Origin of the sequence: Streptomyces sp. NPDC050508 (assembly GCF_040655155.1) — a bacterium.
Taxonomy (GTDB): domain Bacteria; phylum Actinomycetota; class Actinomycetes; order Streptomycetales; family Streptomycetaceae; genus Streptomyces.
Genome location: NZ_JBFAJJ010000004.1, coordinates 520,284 through 541,578 on the forward strand (window position 1 = coordinate 520,284; position 21,295 = coordinate 541,578).

The 21,295-nt window shown below is 67.6% G+C and carries 15 protein-coding genes and 1 pseudogene; 10 read left to right on the top strand and 6 right to left on the bottom strand.

The window, feature by feature from the left end:
• Positions 1-71: 71 nt before the first annotated feature.
• Entirely contained in the window at positions 72-590 is a 519-nt protein-coding gene (locus AB0I69_RS14740; protein ID WP_363095988.1) for a hypothetical protein, read from the bottom strand.
• A gap of 801 nt (positions 591-1,391) precedes the next feature.
• Here AB0I69_RS14740 and AB0I69_RS14745 point away from each other — a divergent pair.
• The 5 genes from AB0I69_RS14745 to AB0I69_RS14765 all read left to right on the top strand — a co-directional run bounded on the left by AB0I69_RS14745 (position 1,392) and on the right by AB0I69_RS14765 (position 12,124).
• Complete coding sequence (locus AB0I69_RS14745; protein WP_363095989.1) at positions 1,392-3,632, top strand: hypothetical protein; 2,241 nt, start codon at positions 1,392-1,394, stop codon at positions 3,630-3,632.
• A 607-nt stretch (positions 3,633-4,239) separates the two neighbouring features.
• The gene (locus tag AB0I69_RS14750; protein WP_363095990.1) at positions 4,240-4,554 is read left to right on the top strand and encodes a trypco2 family protein; all 315 of its coding nucleotides are present in this window, start codon (positions 4,240-4,242) and stop codon (positions 4,552-4,554) included.
• A gap of 1 nt (position 4,555) precedes the next feature.
• Positions 4,556-6,718, top strand: a complete 2,163-nt coding sequence (locus AB0I69_RS14755) for a trypsin-like serine protease (RefSeq protein ID WP_363095991.1) — start codon at positions 4,556-4,558, stop codon at positions 6,716-6,718.
• The gene (locus AB0I69_RS14760) at positions 6,715-7,719 is read left to right on the top strand and encodes a MoxR family ATPase (protein ID WP_363095992.1); all 1,005 of its coding nucleotides are present in this window, start codon (positions 6,715-6,717) and stop codon (positions 7,717-7,719) included. Before AB0I69_RS14755 ends, AB0I69_RS14760 begins: the two co-directional genes overlap by 4 nt.
• A 43-nt stretch (positions 7,720-7,762) precedes the next feature.
• Positions 7,763-12,124: a NaeI family type II restriction endonuclease gene (locus AB0I69_RS14765; protein WP_363096152.1), complete on the top strand. Its 4,362-nt coding sequence runs from the start codon at positions 7,763-7,765 to the stop codon at positions 12,122-12,124.
• Positions 12,125-12,533: 409 nt separating this feature from the next.
• On the opposite strand, the gene AB0I69_RS14770 is transcribed toward AB0I69_RS14765, so the two are convergent.
• A complete protein-coding gene (locus AB0I69_RS14770) occupies positions 12,534-15,587 on the bottom strand; it encodes a hypothetical protein (protein ID WP_363095993.1) in 3,054 nt (1,017 codons plus the stop codon).
• A gap of 560 nt (positions 15,588-16,147) precedes the next feature.
• Between AB0I69_RS14770 and AB0I69_RS14775 the strand changes: the two genes are divergently transcribed.
• The 3 genes and pseudogenes from AB0I69_RS14775 (at position 16,148) to AB0I69_RS14785 (ending at position 17,534) form a co-directional block, all read left to right on the top strand.
• Positions 16,148-16,477 carry a hypothetical protein gene (locus AB0I69_RS14775; protein ID WP_363095994.1) on the top strand — a complete coding sequence of 110 codons (330 nt, stop codon included), beginning with the start codon at positions 16,148-16,150 and terminating at the stop codon, positions 16,475-16,477.
• 150 nt (positions 16,478-16,627) lie between these two features.
• Positions 16,628-16,792 (top strand): annotated as a pseudogene (locus AB0I69_RS14780) (tyrosine-type recombinase/integrase); the annotation flags it as partial.
• 244 nt (positions 16,793-17,036) lie between these two features.
• The gene (locus tag AB0I69_RS14785) at positions 17,037-17,534 is read left to right on the top strand and encodes a hypothetical protein (RefSeq protein ID WP_363096160.1); all 498 of its coding nucleotides are present in this window, start codon (positions 17,037-17,039) and stop codon (positions 17,532-17,534) included.
• On the opposite strand, the gene AB0I69_RS14790 is transcribed toward AB0I69_RS14785, so the two are convergent.
• Positions 17,463-17,780 carry a hypothetical protein gene (locus AB0I69_RS14790; RefSeq protein WP_363095995.1) on the bottom strand — a complete coding sequence of 106 codons (318 nt, stop codon included), beginning with the start codon at positions 17,778-17,780 and terminating at the stop codon, positions 17,463-17,465. The genes AB0I69_RS14785 and AB0I69_RS14790 overlap by 72 nt on opposite strands.
• Positions 17,781-17,803: 23 nt before the next feature.
• Entirely contained in the window at positions 17,804-18,289 is a 486-nt protein-coding gene (locus AB0I69_RS14795; RefSeq protein WP_363095996.1) for a hypothetical protein, read from the bottom strand.
• A 378-nt stretch (positions 18,290-18,667) separates the two neighbouring features.
• Here AB0I69_RS14795 and AB0I69_RS14800 point away from each other — a divergent pair, with 378 nt between their 5' ends.
• The gene (locus AB0I69_RS14800) at positions 18,668-19,117 is read left to right on the top strand and encodes a hypothetical protein (RefSeq protein WP_363095997.1); all 450 of its coding nucleotides are present in this window, start codon (positions 18,668-18,670) and stop codon (positions 19,115-19,117) included.
• Between the two features lie 82 nt (positions 19,118-19,199).
• Entirely contained in the window at positions 19,200-20,369 is a 1,170-nt protein-coding gene (locus AB0I69_RS14805) for a hypothetical protein (protein WP_363096153.1), read from the top strand.
• Positions 20,370-20,495: 126 nt separating this feature from the next.
• Here AB0I69_RS14805 and AB0I69_RS14810 read toward each other — a convergent pair whose 3' ends face one another.
• Positions 20,496-20,867: a hypothetical protein gene (locus AB0I69_RS14810; protein WP_363095998.1), complete on the bottom strand. Its 372-nt coding sequence runs from the start codon at positions 20,865-20,867 to the stop codon at positions 20,496-20,498.
• A gap of 29 nt (positions 20,868-20,896) precedes the next feature.
• The gene (locus tag AB0I69_RS14815; RefSeq protein WP_363095999.1) at positions 20,897-21,283 is read right to left on the bottom strand and encodes a hypothetical protein; all 387 of its coding nucleotides are present in this window, start codon (positions 21,281-21,283) and stop codon (positions 20,897-20,899) included.
• Positions 21,284-21,295: the final 12 nt, after the last annotated feature.

Consider the following 21,295-nt stretch of genomic DNA (forward strand, 5'->3'; position numbering starts at 1 on the left):
TTGGTGGAGTGCCGAAGGGCCGGCTCGCGTTGTTGCGGGGCCGGCCCTTCGGGTTCAACGGGCTGGTGCTGTCAGGTGTAGTAGCCGCTGGAGTCGATGACGAGGTCGGTGGTGCCGGTGCTGTCGTTGTAGTGGGTGATGGATCCGCTGGTGTCGGTGGGGGTGAGGGTGAGGTTGGCGAGGGTGTCGCCGGTGCTCCAGTTGATGTTGCTGGTGGCGGGTTTGCCGACGCTGGTGGGGTAGACGGTGGCGTTGCCGCCGGCTGTGGGGCCGGTGATGGCGGCGATGGCGGGGGTGGTGGCCATGGTGATGTGCTGGGTGGTGGTGCTGGTGAGGGTGTAGGTGCTGTTGGCGGCGACGGGGCTGGTGGATCCGCCGATGCCGCTGCGGGTGTCGACGAGGCGGGTGGGGTTGATGGTGTGGAATTTCTGGCCGGTGGTGCTGGTGGTGTAGTAGCCGGAGATGTCGGCGAGGACGGCGCAGTTCCTTGCCGTGAGTGCAGAGTGGACTGTCAGCGTCTTTGAGTTGCCGCCTTTTGTTGGTGCGGGTGAGCTTTGTAATGGGGCGCCATGGGGTCGGTCAGGAGCCATAAGGTGGGCGAGCGGCAATCCACTTGATGGCGGAGGTTAGCGATCTTTCGGATCTGTGACTCGGAAAGCGCGGTGGGTTGGCTCCAATTGCGGCGGCAGATTGTGTGCCGGATTCTTCTGCTGGAGCCACCTGCCAAGCAGTGGATCAGATCGGGTGCTTAGAAGGCGCCTGCTCTGTTCTCAAACGCGGCAGCAACGGCACGCTTGCTTGACGCAGTTGGAGGGCGGGCGGTACCTGTCCGACGACGTGGTGGAGTTCCGCTTCAACGTTCAGTTTTCGTCGCCCCTTTTTGCCCTCTTTGGGGCCCGGCAGGTCTCCTGTGTGTGACTTGCTGCTGTGATCAGAAACGTCCCCTGCATGCGGGCGGAGACTGGGCACTCTCGGCCGGCTCGAACGTGCCGCCAAGTGCTCGGAAGCCGCCTGTTGCACTCGTCACTTAGGCAGCCCCCGTCGGCGGCTATGCCTGGCGGTCATAACACGGGATCGCCGGTTGGCCAAACCGGCGCTTCTCCTGATCATTGTCTGCGTTCGTTGACGGACATGGCGATCCCCTTGTCTGCGCCAGGCGATGGCTGCCTGTGTGCGCGAGTGGGAGGGGGAAAACGCCTCGTCGGTCGGGGACCAGATCTGGGGACCAGTGCGTGGTGCACGCAGTGGCCTCGGAGTGTCGGTGTTGATGAAGAGCATGCAAGTGATGAAACGGCGTCCTTCAAAGAATGGACGAGGCGCCGTTCTGGTGCCTGGAAGGGGTAGCGGTGTTGCGGGGTTCGAGTTGTCGAGGAGCAGAGTCGGGGGGACGTGTGGGTATCGAGCTGTCGTTGGCTGACGTTCCGCTCGGGCCGTTCGAGGGTTCGTTGGTCACGGTGTATTCGGCCAGGAGCAAGGAGGCCAATCTGCACGTGTCGAGGCAGTGCGGACAGTTGCGCACGTCCGAGGTGAGGACCGCCGACGTGCCGCTGGAGACGGCGATGTTGCGTCGGTTGTGCTCGCGATGCGCGGCATGGGGTGTCTGGGGCCGGCCGGGTACCGGACTGGGCATGTTCCTCGGGGCTCTCGGCGGAACGGGGCTGTTGTACCAGTTGCAGTCCTACGTGAAGCCGGACGAGGAGGAACGCTGGTCCGACCGCGAGGCACGGGAAGCCGCCGAACTCCTTCGCACTGAACAGGATGTCGACTCCGATGATGACGAGGAGGAGGTGGAAGGCGGCATATCGCGGCGGGAGGCACGTGAGGATGCAGAGGAGCTGCGCGGTCTGATCTTTGCCCACTGGCGCGGCGCGGGACGGAGCCTGCATCGGGCACAGGCCACCCTTGCTCACTTTCCCTGGCTGGAGGAGTGGGCGAAGCCGTCGCTGACGGTCAAGACGCGGTACCTGGAGACGCTTCGGTCTCAGGCGGCGCGGTTTGTAGACCCGGAGGAGCTTGTCGTGGCTGCTGCCGCAACGGCACTCCCTGTGCCCGAGCTTCCGCACGCGGATCCAGCTTTCGCGGTGCTCGGCGGCAACAGCCGGGTGTCCAGGGCACTGGTGGACCTGTGGCACCGGTGGCAGAGCGCGGCCGAGCGGCCCTGGGAAGGTCCGGGGACGCGTGCATACCTCTCGTACGAGATCGTGCGAGGCATTCGCAGCAATCGGAAGGGCTACGACGAGGCCCGAGCCGAGGCAGCGCGCCTGATCGCCTCCTGGGAGGAACAGGCCCAGGCGGCAGCGACGCCGGCCGACCGGGCACCGAGATGCCGGCTGACGGCGCAGATGCCGGAAGCATCCGACGCCATGCCGCGTCACGGTGCCCGGGATTTCCTGGACGGGCTGGATACGTGGACGCTCGGTGTGCTGCTCACGTGGACCGTTGATGCCGACTGGGGGAGCGGCGTCCTCATCCTGGAAGTGCCTGATCTCGTCGCCGAACGGCTACTGAGCCCGGTGAGCAGCCTTCCGTGCAGTCCAGCCGCCGCGGCGCCGGATCTGCCCGAACCTGACCGCAGTTCGGGAAGGCAGCCGGGCATCGTCCGGCCGGGTGTCTTCGATGACACCCCGGTCTTCGACCGGCGTCCGGTCACCCTCGATCACATCCGTGCGCTGCACACACTTGGGCCCGCTGCCGACGAGCTCTACCTTGTCTTCTCGGCGAGCGGGGGAGCGGAAGTACTGCCTCTGGACAGCATCGAGAAGCGGCTGGCCAAGGGGTGGCTGGGCGTCCTCATCGCAGGGGCCCGTGACCTGCCCGGAAGCGTGCTTGGCCTGCAGGAGCTGGTACAGAGTCCCGAGCCGGAAGCGCGTGAGGCCCAGCTGCCCGGTCGCGGCCAGGGCGTCCACGATCCGAATTTCGGCGAAGGACTGGGTCTCGCCGAGGGCACACGCCGGACCCTCCGCCAGACGTATGCCACCGAAGACCGGAACCTGAATCTTCGCCTGCTCGCCCTGGCGCGCGGCGCGCACGACCTGCGAAGCCTGGACGCCGGACAGCCTGGCGGGCTGCCGGTGGCCGTATGGCACGGCCTGCTCACCGAGGACCGCCTCAGCCTCGCACCTTTCCGGCAGCCCGGCAGCGACCGTTGGCGAAGCGGCAGCGGCCTCCCTCTGGGACCCTTGGCCGCAGTCCAGCTCTACACCACCAACGCCAGCCCTCTGATCGAGGGCAAGGGCCACTCGCCGCTGTGCCGGCACGCCCACGAACGCGCGGTCGTGGCCGGCGACGACCTCCTCACGGTCGCCGACCTCATGGCGCGCACCGACTTCGACTGGTGCAGCAAGTGCGGCGGCTACGCCATGCGCAGGCTCACCGACACCCAACTGTCCTACTACCGTGCAGCTCACCAACTGCACGGTATGAAAGGGCGACTCGACGGCGGGAGCGGAATTCCCGACACCGAGATCTCCACGGTGATCGCTCGCCTGGACGAACTGGCGGCCTGGCAGCCGGATGATGAAGCAGAGTGGTGCGGCAGTGATTCCTGGCAATGGCAGCACACCATCCGCGAGCTCAGGCGGCGAGTCGCGAGTTCTCACGCCGTTACCGTCCCTGACGAACCCGCCTCCTGACCAGGCGGCAGTCCTCGGACGTGCGTCGCGGATGCCCCGTCGGCGATGGCACAAGCGTCTCTCTTCCAACTGGGCCGAAAGCTCGGCGAGGTCGACTTGGGGACCAGTTCTGGGGACCAGTGGTCTGTGCACGGATCTTGATCGCAGCGTCGACCGTGGTGAAGATCTGGGAAGCGGACGGATGCACCTGGCACGTCGACCTCCTGATTGATGACGGCCCTCGGGCCTCCCTGTCGGGCGCCGTGACAGATCTTGATCCGGGATCTTGGAGGGGCCACGGTGTGGTTGACGTCGCTGGAGATGCCGCTCCTGCTCGTGTTTTGTGAATCTAGAGGAGAGCAGGAGCCGACGCCGGTTCGATCAGCAGCCGTACGCGGTCACCTCTCGTCACTAGTAGGGCTTGGTCATGTTTGTGCATCTCCTCGGGGGTGGAGGCGCTCTATGTCTTCTCCTGCCCAATGGCCGTTGACATTCTCGGCCGGTGGCATGCGGTGGACGGCTTCCTCAAGTCATTGCCCATGACCTGGGTTTGAAGTGTCGTGCGAGCGTTGTACCGTACCGGTGATCTAGTGATTTCTGAGTGTCTTGAACCGGGGGCGGGGCGAAGGTGTCAACTATCGGTCTGGCCGCAGCCATCGAGGAGCTGCGGCAGGAGCTCTACGAGGCACAGCGGCTCGGCGTCAACCAGCAGTTCGCCTTCGGCGTCGAAGAGGCGGAACTGGAGCTGCAGCTTGAACTGCGCAAGTCCGCCAAGGGAGACGGCAAGCTCTCCTTCGGTGTGGTCGCCGTGGGAGCTGGGGGCGAGCAAGCTACCGTCCGTACCCACAAGCTGGTGCTGAAGCTGTCGGTCAACGACCGGGCCCTCGGAGGCACGCGCCCTGAGATCGGCGACGATGAGCTCGGGTCGCTGGACGAGGAGTGACGTGGACCGCCGCAGACTGGCGCTGATCCGCAGCGGGGGCCCCGATCAGGGACGCCTCACCGTCGGCTCCGGCTATCTGATCGCCCCGCGGGTCGTACTGACCGCCCGCCATGTACTGGAGGACCGAGACACGGGAATGCTGTGGCCGGTCATCACCGTACACATAGGCCACCACCTTGACGGCGAGACGACGCGCGTGGACGCGGAGTTGCTTTGGACCCACCCGGACGGACTCGATGTCGCGCTGCTGCACATAGACCGGGAGATCGGTCCGTCCGGCTCCGTCCGCTGGGGCTGCCCCGCAGGCACCGCGCCGCTGCCGTACGAGGGCCTCGGCTACCCCTGGGCTGCCAAGGGGAAAACCAGGGCCCCAGAGCATCTGCGCGGTGTCCTGCCGGTCCTCTCCGGAGGCAAGGACCGCTACGTCCTTGACCAGGGACCTGCTCCCACTGCCCGTACTGACGGCGGGAACGCCTGGGGCGGGGCCTCGGGGGCGGCGATCTTCTGTGGCAGCCACCTCGTCGGCGTCGTGACCGAGGAGGACCACGCCTACGGAGCCCGTCGTCTGATCGCACTGCCGGTGTCCTCCTTCGCCGGGGACGGCGGTTTCGTGTCCCACCTCAAGGAGCAAACCGGTCGGTCTCCCGAGATGAGTGCGATCGGCGCGTCCCTGCCGGAGGCCGGGCCCGCTGCTGAACGCACGGCTGCTGAGCGCGAACTGGAAAAGCTGCTCGCCCCGTTGTTCTCGCACCCCGGTGTCCGTGTCGATCACGCCCGGGCCCTGGCGCACGAACTGGGCTACGAGGCTGAGGGCTATGAGCCCACCGTCGCCGACCTCGTCGCCCTTCTTATGGCGCATCCCCGGGCAATCGCGTCGCTCGGTGAAGCCCTCGCGAGCAGCGCGCAGGGGACGTCCCGGGCGGCTCTGACATATCTGTTCTCGTGGGCCAGGGCGCTCGACTGCGGGTCGCTGCTTTCCATGAACGAGTACGACACTCTGATCGTCCTGCTGAGCCGGATCTGCGAGAAGCAGCCGGCGCTGCTGTCCCGAACAGCCGGTGAGGCGCTGCGGTACGTCGTTCTTCCGGAGATCCTCACCCGCCCCCAGCTCGGCGAGGGCGATGTCTACGGCGTGGTCGAGGGCTTGGAGGATCTGTCCGACGGTGTGAGCGACCCCGAGGGTGCCCCGCCGGTGCCGGCTCTGCTGCGGCTCGTCGAGTACGTGGCGGCGGTCGCGGGCGGCGAGCTGGGCAACGACCTGCGCGCGTGGTCGGGGAAGACCGCTCGGCGGCTCGGCATCCGCGATGGGGCCTTGGGTGAGCGGCGTGCGGACGCCGCCCAGTGGTCGAAACGCGCAGAGTCGCCAGTGTCGCGGGTCGTCATGGAGCTGGCACACGATCCCGGCGCGGGGGACGACCGGTACCGGGTTCGGATTCTGCTCGTCCGCGACGACGGTTCGTACCGCATGCTCAAGGAGGCTGAGTCGGAGCCCAAGACCCCTCAGGAGGCGGCGAGCAGCCTGAGCGAGGCGGTTTTCGCTGCGGCCCAGGAGCACGGGCAAGGCGACCATGTGCCGTGGGTGACCGTCGTGGTCGACCGGGCGGGGCTCGACTTGGCCGTCGACGAATGGGAGCCCGGAGCACTGGACGACATCCTTCCGGCGTGGCCGATCGGAGCGGACTACCGCGTCTCCCTGAGCTGCCCGGAGCTCAGTTACCGGAGGCCAGAACGCGCAGTCGACCAGGAACGCCGGTGGAAGAACGGACGCGCCTCGGTCTTCATCACCAACCGGACGTCTGGCGACTCCAGACAGCTCGTGAACCTGCTGAAGACCAAGCATCGTGATACCGCGCGGGTCGTCCTCCACGGCCCCGCCGACGAGCGCCGGTCCTCGTTGCTGACATGTCTCGTCCTGGGCGTCCCGGTTGTGCTGTGGGACCGTGAGGCCATCGGCTATGAGGACGCAGGGAGACTGGAGACCCTGGCTCCCGCCAGCGACCTGGAGGGACTTCCCGAGCGAGTCCGGGACTTCCGGAGCGACTCGGCGGTTTGTCAGACGGAGCAGCGGGCACGGCCCTCCCTCGTATGGGAACCGGAAGGCAACATTCCGCGGACTGAGTCGCTTCAACTGAGTGACCCTTGGAGAGGATCGCGCGCGTCATGACCACCTCAGAGCCCCTGGCCGGTACAAGCCCTTGGCTTTCATCCTCAGACGGCGGCGACTGGTGGCTGTTCCGCGGAGACGGCGAGTGCCGTGAGGTGCCGTTCCCCGCTGCGCCTCCATGGCGTCGGTTCGACCGGCAGGAGACCGTGACCGGCGACAGGGTTCCGTACCCGCGGCCCTACCTCATCGGCCCTGACGAGGTGGAGGTGGTGAACGCGGCAATCCACCTGCGCCGACCCCTCCTGGTGACTGGGCAGCCCGGCACGGGCAAGTCCTCGCTGGCCCACGCCATCGCTCACGAACTCGCGCTTGGCCGTGTCCTGCAGTGGCCAGTGAACAGCCGCTCAATTCTTCAGGATGCCCTCTACCACTACGACGCCGTCGGTCGGCTGCGCGAGGCGACCCTGCGCCGAGACTCGGACGACACGGAACCGGACATCGGCCAGTACATCCGGCTTGGCCCCCTGGGTAACGCGCTCGTGCCCCGGGAGCGTCCTCGCGTGCTGCTGATCGACGAGCTGGACAAGGGCGACGTCGACTTGCCCAACGACCTGCTGACCGTCTTCGAGGAGGGTGAGTTCGCAATCTCGGAACTCACCAGGCTGCCCGCGAGCCACGCACCGGTACACGTTCGGACCGACGACGTGGATGAGACCGCTCCGGTCACACGAGGCCGTGTCCGATGCGGTGAGTTCCCGGTCGTAGTCATCACAAGCAACGGCGAACGGGAATTTCCGCCCGCCTTCCTGCGGCGCTGCGTCCGCCTTGATCTCCCTGAGCCCGACGAGCGGAGGCTTAGGGAGATCGTCGCCGCGCACCTCGGCCCCGACGCCCTGGGCGACACAGACGATCTGCTGCGGGAGTTTCTCGAACGCCGTGCCGAGGGCGAACTGGCCACTGATCAGCTGCTCAACGCCGTCTTTCTCCGCAAGGGTGGCGTGAACCTCGACGCGGCTTCTCTCCTCCAAGGTGTTCTGCACCGTCTCGGCGGAGCCGTGTGACGCCGTGATCTCGCGTGTGACGAAGGTCCTGGCCGAGAGCGGGGTGGAGCTGTCCCACGAGGAACTCCTCGACGCCATGTGGCTTGCCGGGAAGTTGCCTCGGGACTCCGGGCCCCTCGCGCGGTCCGGCGGCGTGTCCGCTGCGACCTCGGAGCGGCACGGCGAGTCCCATCCCGATGGGCCGGCGGTGTCGGCGGCCGGAACCGCGGAGCCCGCACCAGAGCCGACCGCTGCGGAGTCCACGAGGAAGCGCTCCGCGCGCCCGCTCTTGGCCTCGGCGCACCCCAGTCCCGACGGTGACGCGCAGGCGCCTGCGGGCCTGTCGCCAGCGGTCGCCGTCCGCGCCCCGGACAGCGGTACCCTCCGCGCCGGGCAGCTTCGGCTCGGCAAGTCCCTCCGGCCGCTGCGGCAGCGCTTCCCCGACCGGCGCCAGCGGGAACTCGACGTCCCACGGACGGTCGCCGCCATAGCGGAGACGGGCGTCCCCGAAACCGTCACCCGTGCGCCGCGCACACGCTGGCTGTCCTTGGCCCTTGTGGTTGACGACGGCGTCTCCATGGTTCTCTGGCAGCGGCTGGCCGCCGATGTCCGGGCGCTGATGGAACGTGCCGGTGCCTTCCGAGACGTTCGTGTGTACGGACTCGACACGCGCAGCGGCACTCCGTCCCTTCGGACCAGCCCGTACCGCCACCGCAGCCGACTCTTGAGGCCGGAGGCCCTGTGCGCCCCAACCAGTGACACCCTCGTCCTGGTCGTCAGCGACGGTGTGGGCGAAGCCTGGCGGGACGGCGGGATGCGCCAGGTGATGGACCGCTGGGGACGTTGCGGCCCCACGGCGATCATCCAGGCACTGCCATCCCGGCTTTGGGCGAGCACCGGCATCTGTGCACGGCGCTGGCAGGTCACCACCCATCGACGCGGCGGCCCCACCCGCGCCTGGCAGGTCACCGACCCGGACCTGCCACCGGACCTCGTCCGCTTCGACTCCGTACCCGTCCCGGTCCTGACACCGACCTCTGCGGCCATCGCCGACTGGGCCTGGCTCGTCGCCTCACCCGGCAGCACGGCGCTCCTCCCTCTGTGGGACACCGGCCAGCCAGGCTCCAGCCGAACCATGGCCGACGCCCGGGACGGTGACACCGCCGAAGCGGTACTCCGCTTCAGGGAGGCTGCGTCCGTCGACGCCTATCGGCTTGCGGCTCACGTGGCGGCCGTCGCCCCCGCCACGCCGCCCGTGATGCGCCTGGTCCAGGCTGCCCTCGGGCCACCGACAGACATCGGCCACCTCATGGAGGTGTTCCTGGGGGGCTTGATGCATGAGCTCGATGCTGATGGGGCGGAGCGGCTGCCTCACCATCGGCGGTTCGACTTCACGGACGATGCCCGGCGCGCTCTCCTCAGCGCAGTTTCTCCGAAGGAACTCCTGCGCACGGCCGAGGCCGTGACACGGCGTATCGAGGCCACTGTCGGCCGCGCCCCGGTCTTCCCGGCATGGGTCGGGCACCCGGACGGCGCGGCCGTCATCGACGACATCGGGCGTTCCTTCGGCTGGCTTCGGGAGCAGGTGCTGACGCGGCTCGGCATCCCATCCGCCGATACTGCGCAGGTGGCGCCTGGGCCTGAGCGGCCCCGTGTCCCCGATGGGGAGAGTGGGGATTCCGCCGGATCCCGGCACTCAGCGGCTGCCGTGACTGACGAGGTGTACGACGACGCCCCGGATGAGAGTCTGCCGGTCGGCTGGACGGAGCTTCTGCGGGAGGACCCGGTACGGCTCGGTCGGTTCCGGCTCCATGCACGTAGTGCCCACGGTTGGCCCCACCTGACGATGTACCTGGCCGAGGACGAGGACGGCACCGTCGCCACGGTCCGGGCGCCGGTCGTGCTGAGTACCCGCGACCCGGGAACCGCGCTGGACCTCGTCCGGACAGAAGCGGAGTGCCTGACGCGCATGCAAGGCGTGAATGCCCCCGCACTCCTCGGCGTGGCAGCGCACACCACTGGGGAGCCACCGTGGGTCGCGGCGAGCTGCGTCCACCGCAGCGCGGACAACCCGGCCTCACCGCCCGCACCGAACCTGCGTGCCGTCCTCGACGAACACGGGGGAACGGTCCCGGAGGAGCTCTTCCTGCGGATCGGGCTCGGCCTGACGGAGGCCGTCGCGCGTGCCCACTCCCGGGGGCTCGTGCACGGCTCGCTCGCACCACGGGCCGTTCTCGTAACCGACCGTGACGTACGGCTGGTCGGCTGGACGACCGCGACAGTCGACGGAGTCGACAGTGCTCACCGCGACGTGCTGCCCCTCAGCGACACCTACCTGGAGGCGAACGACGACGGGCGGTCTCTCACGCCGCAGAGCGATGTGTACGCCATCGGGGCACTGCTGCTGGCCCTCCTCTCGGGACGGTGGAGTGACCCGACGGCCGACATCTCGGAACGTGGCCCCTTGACTGATCCAGGGATCAGCCCAGTACTCCTGCGGTCCCTTTGGCGTTGTCTGGAGTTCGATCCCACCCGGAGACCCTCGGCCTCAGATCTGGCCGAGGCGTTCGCTCTTGACTCCGGAGGGCCGACGGCCGACAGAGCGTCGGGCGAGGAGCCCTCGGCCGTGGTTTCTGAAGAGCCCGTACGGGAGCTGAGCCGTGATCCGGACATCCCCGCCGACAAGGACGGAAGGTCGGTCGGGGGGCGCTATCGGCTGACCCAGCGGCGGCACATCGGAACGACGTCAACGACTTGGCAGGCGACGGATGAGCTGCAGGGCGGGGAGGTCGCTCTCAAGCTCTTCAACGCACCAAGGGCGGGCACGGGGGCCGGAGGAGATAGCTTCCTCGCGGATGCGGAGCGGCTGGCTGCACTCGACATTCAGGGAATGGTGCGGGTCAGAGGTTACGGGTTGCACGAGGGTCGTCCGTACCTTGTGACGGATGCTGTCGCCGGCGAGGACTTGGGGCAACTGCTGGACCTCTCACCTGGCACTCTGCCTTTGGAAAAGATCAGAGAAATTGGCGGGCAGATCGCGGGGACGCTCGCCGAACTCCATCGGAACGGGCTGCTTCACCTGGAGCTCAACCCTTCAGCCGTAACGTTGTGCCGTGACGGTCGAGTACTTGTGTCCGATCCCGGTCTGCTGGGTGGGCACATACGGCGCACCCCCAATCCCTTCGGGCTCCTGCCTCCTTACCGGTCCTACGAGGAGCTCTTCGAGAACATCGCCGTCGACCACCGAAGCGACCTGTACTCACTGGGCTGTCTGCTCTACGCCATGGCCACCGGCGCCCCGCCCACTGTGGCCGCGCTCACCTCACGCGAAGCAGAGGTCCACCGACGCTCGCACCCCCAACCGGAACTGCCCTCTGGCTTCCCCTCCGAGCTCAAAGTACTGGTCACGGACCTGCTGGCGTTCAATTCCGAGGATCGGCCGGCCAACGCGGCCGAGGTGCTGGAAAGGCTCACGAGTGCGGGCACAGACGATGAGCAGCTCATCGCGGCCTACCGTGCAGTGCGGGATCTGGACCCGGGCGGTACACGTATGGAGCGGGTCCTGCGGGAAGCCATCGACGAGGTGCTGAACGGCGAAGTGACGGGTCGATACGACTTGAAGCACCTGACCAAGGCAGAGCGGGCGTACCTCGGAAGCCTGGTAAACATTGCGATCCAGCGTGAGTTCGTCTTCGAGGACGGTCAAGCAATGGACTTCAGCATCGCCGGCGTCGATGTCGACTGCCGTTTCAGCCTCACATTCGGCGGCTGGACGCTCCCTCACGGGACGTTGGGGCACATCTGCCTTCTGGTGTGGGCTGATGACTACCTGAGCCGGTGGAGTGTCGGCCTGCTGCGCGTCAAACCGGAGTGGCTCAACACTGGGCGCAACCGAGACCTGAGAGCCACGCTCAAAGCCGGACACCGCGACAAGATCCTCTGGCTCTGGCGCGACGCCGAGCTTTCGGAGAACGTCTTGCTGCACATGCCCGAGTCCGACCGCGAGGCGGTCTTCGAGAGTAAGTCCGGTCAGAGGCGACTCAATGAATTGTTCCAGCGTGTCCAGGGACGCCGCATCGGACGCAACGCCGTGCGCACCGTGGTTCAGCAGAAGGACTACATGAAGCGTATCCGCGGGCACGGCGGATCCCGCTCAGCACTTCGGGACGACGGAATCATCATTATGGGCGACTACGAGGCACACCGGCACATCGCCCGTCAGCTCGGCCTTCCCGTCCCCCGGGAAGGAGAGTTCGTCAGCGCGCGGGTCGTACCGGCTCTGCCTGGGATCGACAAGCCTCTCGCGGAGATGGATGGTCGACTGTGGTCTCTGGCGTCTCCGGAAGACCCTGTGCACCGTGCGCCGGCGCTTCCTTCCCATTTGGCAGCAAAAAGTGATCATGCGGACGGGCCCCGCTGGACGTGATGTGGGCCTCGTCGCCCCCACCGCCGTGCAGAATTTCATGCTGCTGCCGAGGGCGACGCTGGTTGTGAGTGACGTTGGCGAGCACGAGCGAAGCGTGCGACCTACCTGGACCGAGCATGGCGCGATCTGTCCGGAACCTAGTGGTCTACGGCAGCCAGGCACCCGCGCTGTCACCACTGCCCTTTGGACCACACGGTGCTCGCGACCCTGAACAGTGCGCAGACGCGTGTCTGGCGTGGTAGTTCTGCCAGGTGCGTGCAGTTAATTCCTGCGGCCTCTGTGGTCAAGGGGTGCAGGCTCAAACCCTGTCGTCTCGACCATGCGGAAACGCATGTCGGAGGCCGTTCTCTCATCCATGAGAGGGCGCACTTTCGCGTATGGAACTCGGGGCATCTCACCCGGTTATTCTTCAGGTGCCCGGAGGAAGCACGGCCCCGCGCTCATCCGGGGCGCCGTTGAGCAGGTCGCGGTGCGGAACGTCATCTGTCGCGTAGTTGTAGCGGGTGGTCAACAGCTCCTTGAACGCCTGCGGGTTGGGGGTCGTCATGGCGGAGCCCAGTTTCCAGCGGCGTTGGGCGACGGCCAGCAGGGTCACTTCCATTTGTGCGCGCAGGCTGTCAGGGGTGAAGGCGTTCAGGGGCAGTGCGGTTGCGTAGTGGCTTTCCGGTGTTCGGAAGAAGCGGGTGAGATCGTCCCGGGAAATGCTGCCCGGGCTGGCCTGCTGCAGCCGCAGGTTGGCGGCGATGTTGGCCAGGGCCAGCAGGATCTGCCAGTCGAGCCATCCTTCCCCGCGTAGTTCCTGCAGTCCTGTGCGGGTGTCGGGGTCGGCCAGGACTCGGGGCAGTGTCTCGCTGAGTACCTGGGGCAGGTCGGTGTAGTTGTCGCGGATTATGTCGAGTGCTCTGGTGTGGTCGTATCCGGGGCCCGGTGTCGTGGGCGGGGAGAGTTGCGGGGTGGTGGGCGGCTGGAATGCCGTGTCCGACCACGGCTGCATGGCGGTTTGCCGCAGGGTGTCGTAGTGGGCCTCGGTCAGCAGACCGGCGGCTTCGTCGTAGGGGCGGCCGCTGATCAGTTTGTGCAGGAGTCCGCGGGCGAATGTTGTCTCCACCAGGGACATGAACGCCTCGGTGGGCCTGGCACTGAGGTGGGCCAGCAGGTGCACCACCGTGGCGGACAGTTCGCGTTCGAAGGCTGTGTGGTCGGTCGAGGCGCTGTAGGGGCTGAGGATGACGGTGCAGTCGACGGCGTGATTGTTGGGCCGGAAGGTGACTCTGTCCCCTCCGCCCAGCGGTGTGCCCGTGATCACCCGGACCAGGATGTCCTGGGGGAAGAACAGAGGATCGTGCGGGGCGAGTTCCGCAAGCGAGATCTGCACCGCGGCGGTGAAACGCTCGGCTGCCAGGACGGTGGCGCGGGTGTTGTCGCACCGGATACGCCATGTCGTGCCCAGGGCTGCGAAGTTCAGATCCCGGTGCGCTCCCACGTCCGAAAACGGTCTTCCGGTGAGCTGGTCGTCTGCGTTCTGGATGAACTGCTGCTCGGTCTGCGTGAAGCTGGGCCGGATCAGCGGGAGGTGTTCGTCCAGGTCGGCCAGATAGTCCGCATCGGTGAGCTCACGCAGGGCCGGCATGAGCGCGGGGCGGAACCGCTCTGCGCTGAGCATCACCATGCTGGCGTGGAAGTCGAGTTGCTGGATGTAGCCGTGAGAGGGGTAGTCCTCGGGGGTCTCGGCGAACAGGTGGTGGGCCATGAAGGCGAGTCCGCCGAGAGCGAGGGCGTCGCCCCAGTGGCCCGCCGCGTGGGTATGGGCCATGGCTTGGGTCAATGCGGCGGGCAGCAGGTCTTCATGTTCTTGGCCCGCGGATGAGGCTGCGACGGCGGCGGCGGTCAGCGCGTACTGCCGGGCGGCTTGCTGCAGGTCCAGGTCGCCGTAGATCTTCCCGATCATGCGCATGGTGAGCAGCGCGCCGCGCAGGGTGTCGCCGTGCCACCAGTTGATTTTAACCTCGTGCAGTTCGTGCAGCGCGTCCAGCGGTCTGCCCGCGCGCAGGAATGCCATCGCACGGTCCCGGCAGCGTGCGGCGACACTGCTGTCGCCTGCGAGGTCCGCCAGCGCGACGTCCAGCGCGTCGCGGATCTTCTCGTAGCGAGGGTCTTCGGTGAGGGTGGGTGCGAACATCTGGAACGTCTCGCTCACACCGCCGACCGGGAAGGCACGGGCCTGCGGCAGCAGGTCGACCAGCTGTTCCAGACAGTCCATCGCCTCGGTGACGTCCACCGGGCGGCTCGCCGGGCTGACATCGGGCACGACCTCACCCGCCCGCCGCAGCCGGGTCGTCTCCTGCGGGGTGGGTAGCGCCCCTGCGGCCGGGCGCGTGACCTGCGGCCAGCACGGGTGCAGACACAAGCGGGCGGCCACGTCGAGGAGCGACGCCTTGCGTACCGGGTAGACAGCGGCGTCGGTGGCCTTGATCAAGACGGCCACACGCTGCCGCAGGCGCAGGTCCAGCTCGCGCAGTTCCTCGGCGTTCGTCGTACCCAGGTGACGCAGCCAGGCGCCGCCCCAATACAGCAGCAGTTGGCCCGCGTCATCCTGGAGTGCGACACGCTCCGAGGACAGGGCGGCGTCGATGACCGCACGGATATCCGCTTCGACGCCATCCAGGCTGTTCTTCCCGCGCAGCACGGCCAGCACTCGTTCGTAGCGCGCCCGCAGGGCGAGCTCTCCGTCCCCGGCGTCGATGAATTCCCCGACGTAGCCGAGCCACTCGGGCAGGTCCACCCGCGCCTCGTCGTCGAAGGTCGCATGCCGCAAACCGTCCCGGACCTCGGACAGGGCTCCCGGCGTCAGGCGCTTGCCCGGCCGCTCCCTCAAAGCGGTCAGGGTGGAGCGGTACCAGTCCGGATGTGCCTCGGCCGGCTCGTCCGGGATCATCGCCGAGGGTAGATCCAGAAACCGCTGGGCGATCCAGACCAGGTCGCCCTGGGTGAGCATGCCGGCCACAGCCTGCCCATCGAACACGTCCAGGGCGACGTCGTAGGTATCACGCGCGTGTTGCTGCAGCCGGTGCCGTGCCGCCACCGGGATTTCGTGCACCGCGAAGAAGGCCACCCTGCGCACGGGTTCGCCTCGGCTGCAGATCGACTTCAGGTCGTCGCGGATCTTCCCGTCCAACGGCGGCTTCTGCACGGATGCCGCCAGGACCCAGGGCTCCGTGGTGGCACGCCCGACGAACCCGCCCGCCCCAGCCAGCTCGTGTGGCAGGTTTGTGTAGTACGACTCGGCATCACGTCCCTGGTCCCCACCGGCACTCACCGGACCGGTAGCCGGCACGATGTTGCTGCTCAGCCGCCGCAGCGCAATCTGAAACACGATCTGCTCGAACACATGGTGCTCGTTGCGGCCCGCCAACTGCTCAAGCAGAAACTGGATATAGCGTTCGGTCTCAGGGAAAGTCGCCACACAAGGATTCTCTCCTACACCACTGACAACGGGCGTGCTGTCGGCGGGAACGTCGTCAGCCCCGATCTGCTGCGCGTGGTGGAGCAGCCGCCCACCCACGATCGGGGCGGGCAGACGTGATGCGTGACGGCGTCAGGGCCGAGAGGGCCCGGTGGATGAGGCAGCTCGAAGTCGCGGCTGCTGTGCGAGTGAACGAGCGGTCTGTGGAGCGGTGGTGCCAGCCTGGCGAGAGCGCGGCGAGGTCTGGGTCCGTTGCAGGGTTCTACAGGGACGGCTTGGGGACCAGTTGGGGACCACGCGGTGTGCGCGATGGTGCACGACGGAGCCTACTATGCACATTATCCGTCCCGATTAAGTCTGTTATATCCAGAAAATACCCTTGACCCCTACTCCTGGGGGTCAAGGGGTCGCAGGTTCAAATCCTGTCGTCCCGACAGAGCGAAGGGTCTTCGCAGGCGTGAGTCTGTGGGGGCCCTTTCGCGTGGGCTGTTTCCGGTCTTCGAGGTTGAGCATGCCGTTCATCGGCACCTTTACTCGGATTTACTCGGAGGCCGGCGAAAATGCCGTTGCTGGACCTGAACAAGATCACTGTGGGTCTGTCGAAGACCTGGTCGGGGTTTCTGCGGGACTGGGACCGTTCGCTGAGGTCGGGGAACTATCCGGAGACGACCCGCTACAACTATCTGCTGACGGCTGCCCAGTTGGGCCGCTACCTGGGGGAGCACAAGGCGCTGCAGCAGTTCTTCAACGAGGAGACCACGAAAGTCCTCGGCACCTGCAGGGGCAGGGAGTTCGCCCAGCTGCGGGACGAGGCGATCATCCGCCTGTACTGCAACACGGGGCGCGCCTGTCCGAGGTCGGCAACCTCCTGCTCGACGACGTCGACATGAACAGCGAGTCGGTGCACTTCCACGGCAAGGGCAGCAAGGACCGGCGTGTACGTTTCGGGCCGAGGACCGCGCGCCGTCAGCCGCTATCTGCGGGCCCGCGCCAAGCACTAGGCGGCTGACCTGCCGGGTCTGTGGCTGGCCGAGCGGGGGATGCGGGCGCTCGCCCCCAACGGCGTCAAGATCATGATCAAGCGGCGGGGTCTTGAGGCCGGGCTGGTCAAGTTGCACGCGCACCGGTGGCGGCACACCTTCGCCCATGAGTGGAAGCGCGCCGGCGGTGACACCGGCGCGCTGATGCTGCTGCTCGGCTGGACGTCGCAGGAGATGCCCCGCCGCTGCGGCGCCAGCCGCCGCCGAACGCGCCCAGCAAACCCACCAGCGGATCGGGGTCGGCGATCATGTCTGAACCCGCGGGGGTTCCCGCGCGACACGGCGGCGGGCGCGAGCAACAGCTCGCCTTCCGTGCTGTCACCACGATCGCGGGGGTGGTGGTTTGCCTCGCCCTTCTCTTCGGTTTCGGCAACGTCTGGACGCTGGCCCTGCGGCCGGGTGTGTCCGGATGGGTGCCCCCGAGGCTGCGCTGCTCCCGGCCCGCAGTCTGCTGCTCCTGGCCAGTCTGCTCACCCTCGCCCTCAACGTCACCGAACCGCTGCTCGTGTGCATGTACGGGCGGGCGGCCTTCGACGCTGTGGACTCGCTGCTGCTGATCGGCTGGGCCGAGGTCGGCCCCGGCCTGCTGCAGGCCATCAGCGGTATCCGTGCCGTCACCAACGCTGCACCGACATTGCCGCGTAGCAGCTCCGGCCCCACCGGAGGGCGACTACGCAGCATGCCGGCAGCTGAAGCCGGCACCTGGAACGACGGTGCCGATGATCTTCTGGAGCGGGCTCGGGTGGAAGACGCCCGGCACTGGCAAGCTCACCGGCGGCCGATTTCTGCGGAAACACTCCGTAAGCGCCTCCATGTCGGCGCCGCGCGATCCCGCTCACTGGTCGCCGTCCTGCGCGCGAGAGGCGTCCTGGAGGTCGAGAGCGGGATCTACGTTGTACCCCGCTAGGAGCGCCGCACAGTCGTACGAGAAGTGGGCGGCGGTCGCCCGGTGACCGGGAGACAGGATGCGCAGTTCCGCCCGTGCCGCACGGTGGCCCGGTCCCTGGTAGGTCCATCGAAGGTGCAGGCGCACCCATCGGTAGGAGAGGGTGCCGCGACGGCCGTTGGTGGTGACCAGACCGACGATGTCCGCGGTGCCGTCGCATCCCGGAACCGTCGGCCTCGCCGTGACGGCAACCTTGGTGACCGTCACGGACTGCCCGAAGCGCGTCCGGCTCAGCAGTTGCGGATCGAGTACACCGGTGACCAGTTGACGGCGTAGACCGCGTTGTCGGCCGGGACGGTCTGCAGCAGACCGCCGCCGGAGCCGTAGAGACTGGCGACGGCACCTCCGGTCTGGCTGTTCTGGGCCTCGGCCCAGTCGATCCAGTTCGAGAGGGTGTAGCGGTTGCAGGAGTAGAAGAAGAAGATCTTGAACTTGCCGGCCGTCGGGTCCCAGACCGAGGCGCAGAAGTAGCCGCTCTGGCAGTACACGCCCCCGCCGGCACCGGCGTAGGCCGTGCGGACGGCCGGAGAAGTGGAGGGGGCCGCGGCCAGGAGCGCCGCAGGGCGGGCCGTCTTCGGCGCTGCGGGCATGGTCATGACGTGACCGGAGGAGGTTCCGTGCGAGGCCGGGGTGGCCTGCGCGGTTCCGGTGGCGAGGAGGGCCGCCCCCATTGCGAGGGCGGCGCACAGTCCGGCAAGTGAGCGCTTGGTAGGCACGGTTCGGCAGTCTCCCGTCAGGCATGGCGGTGTTCGCGCATGCTCGTGTCGTGGTTGTCCCCGGTCCGATGACCGTGTCCGGGTCGTGCAGGGCTACCATGTGCGGCCGGACCACGATGGCGTTCGGTGCGGGCGACGTCAACGACGCACATGGGCCGTACCGATGCCGTCCTGTGAGCCGATCACGCCTCAACGGGCGTGCGGCCTGGGAGAGTTGGCCGTCGGTGGGCGTGATGCGGCCGTGCCCGGGGACAGCGGCCTTTCGACGAGGTTCGAAAGGCTTCTGCCGGCACACGCGATCGGCGATCGTGGCCGTCAGGGCACGTTCCGTGCCGCTGTCCCAGATGTCCCGCTGCCGTCTCGACGGAGGTCTCATCCATGCGCGCGAAGCGCTCGCTGCTCGGCATCATCGGTGTGGTGGTCTGCATGCTGATGGCCGTCTTCGCCACCGGTCCGGCACAGGCGGCAACCGCCTCCGGCCCTCGTACCAGTACCCATGCACAGGCCGCGGCCGCCGTCTCCCCGACGATCTCTCCGTCCACCACCGTCAGCTACCGCACGGACGACCAGACGTTCACCTGTGGACCGGGGAACCTCTGCCTCGAAGTGTGGGATCCGACCGTGTCCAAGTGGAAGATCTTCTACCTCTACAACTGCAACCGTTACTACCTGTCCAACTGGTACGGCAACGGCTACTACCTCAACAAGCAGACCGGGTCGGTCACTTCCTACCTCTACGACGCCAACGGGAACGTCCTGCGCGCCTTCTCCCCGCCGCAGGTGGGTGACCAGGACTGGAACCCCGTCTGGTCCGTCCGCAACTGCTGACACACGTGTCGTGGCCGGCCCCCCAACGGTGGCCGGCCTCGACGCGTTCCTCTTCGGCCCCGTCCGAGCCAGGGAGTCGTTCATGTCACCCTTCTCCTCACACAGACCGCGAGGCGGATTCGCCCTCGTGGCGGCCTGGTTGGTCCTGACAGCCGCCTTGTTCGCCACGGCGGCACCCGCCCGCGCCCAGACACCCTCACCCACCACCCCGCGCACGGCCTCGGTGAACGTACCGCCGGGCGTCACCGCCGGAATCGCCGTGTACGACCGCCAGACCGGGACCTTCACCGAGCAGTCCAACGCTCACACGCAGTTCCGTTCCGCCTCGGTGGTGAAGCTTCTGATCGCTCTGGATCACCTGTGGGACCGCGGCCCTGGCTACGGCCTGCCGTTGGACGACCGGGCCCGCCTCGACGGCATGCTGCGCTCCAGTGACGACTCCGCGGCGGACTTCTACTGGACCCAGGACGGTGGCTCGGCGATCATCGACCGGATGATCCCCCGCCTGGGGCTGACGGACACCGCGGGCCCGCCGGCGGACTACCCCGGCTACTGGGGCTACACGGCCCTGTCGGCGGCCGACACCGTGCGGATCTACCGCTGGATCCTGGACAGCGCACCTGCCGCCCTGCGGGACATCGTCATGGGTGACCTGCGCGCCTCCACCCGGTGCGGCGTCGACGGTTTCGACCAGCGGTTCGGCATCCCAGCGTCGTTCCAGCAGCCGTGGGCGGTCAAGCAGGGCTGGTCCGGCTTCGGCGAGAGCAGCGACTGCGCCGACACGACGGCCTCGGCCGCCGGCCGACGGGTCACGACCGCACCCGGCGCGGGCGTCGACCTTGCCAGACCCGCACTGCACACCACGGGAACCGTGGGCGCGGGTGACCGTTCGATCGTCGCCGTCTTCACCCTGCACCCGCAGGGCACCCCGTTCGGCGCCGCGTACAGCGCCCTCGACACGCTGGTACGTTCGCTGAACGTCCCCGGCGCCGTTCCGCGCTCCGGCTCGTGGTACGGCACATGGGGCTCCCACGTCCAGGTGCGCGCCGACACGACCACCAGCTCGCAGGCGCTCACCCGACTGCCCGCCGGGGTCGATGCGCTGATCGGCTGCCAGAAGCAGGGCGAGGAGGTCACCGACGGGCAGTACACGAACGACTGGTGGGCCTATCTCCCCCTGTACGGCGGCTACATCACCAACATCTACATCAACTACCCGGACAACAAACTGCCCGACGTCCCGGTCTGCTGAGGTCCTGGCCGGGCACGTCGTCGGCGATTCAGTCGGAAACCGCCCACGACGGCCCGGAGCCGGCCCGCGGACCCGCAGCCACCGACATCGCGGTGACGGGTCGTGGTGGTTACGTCGGCGCCATAGTCAGCACACGGGCAGCGGGTCCGTCTCGCTGGAGATGGACGTGTCCTTCATGTAGCCCCACTCCCCGTTGTCGGCTTCGGTGAACACCCACCGGTTCGGGTGCGGTCCGCCGACGTAGGGGCCGTCGTCGCGGCGGCAGCGGAACCAGCTCGGATTGGAGTACATGTACCCGACGACGACATCGGCGTGCGGGTATCCGTTGGTCTCCGAGGGCTCGTACACGGCGGCTCCCCGCACGTTGTTGCACCACCACTCACTGCCGGAGTACCAGCAGCCGGAGGCCGCGGACGAGGACGGCGCCGCCGCCACCGTGAGGGCGGCGGAGAACGCGGCGGTCGCCAGGGCCGTCAGGGCACGCTTGCTGAACTTCATCTCTCTCCCCGTGTGTCGTCGCCGGCCGTCTACCAGCAGGCCGGCAGCGTGTTGGTCTCGCTGCTGATGGCGGTGTCCTTCATCCAGCCCCACTGACCGTTGTCGGCCTCGGTCCACTCCCAGCGGTAGGGGTGTGGTCCACCCACATATTCGTCGGGCACACCGCCGTCGTAGCGGCAGTCGAACCAGCTGGGGTTGGAGTACATGTACCCGACGACGCGGCTGGAGTCGGGGTAGGCGCGGGCGAGGTCCTTGTAGCCGTAGACCGGCGCACCCACGCGGTTGTTGCACCACCAATGGCTGCCGCTGTACCAGCAGCCGGATGCCGCCGAGGCGCCGGGCGCGGTGGTGGTCAGGAGCCCCAGTGCCAGTGCCGTGGCGCTGAACAGGGCAGCAAGGCTGTTCCGTGTACGCATGTGAAGGGGCTC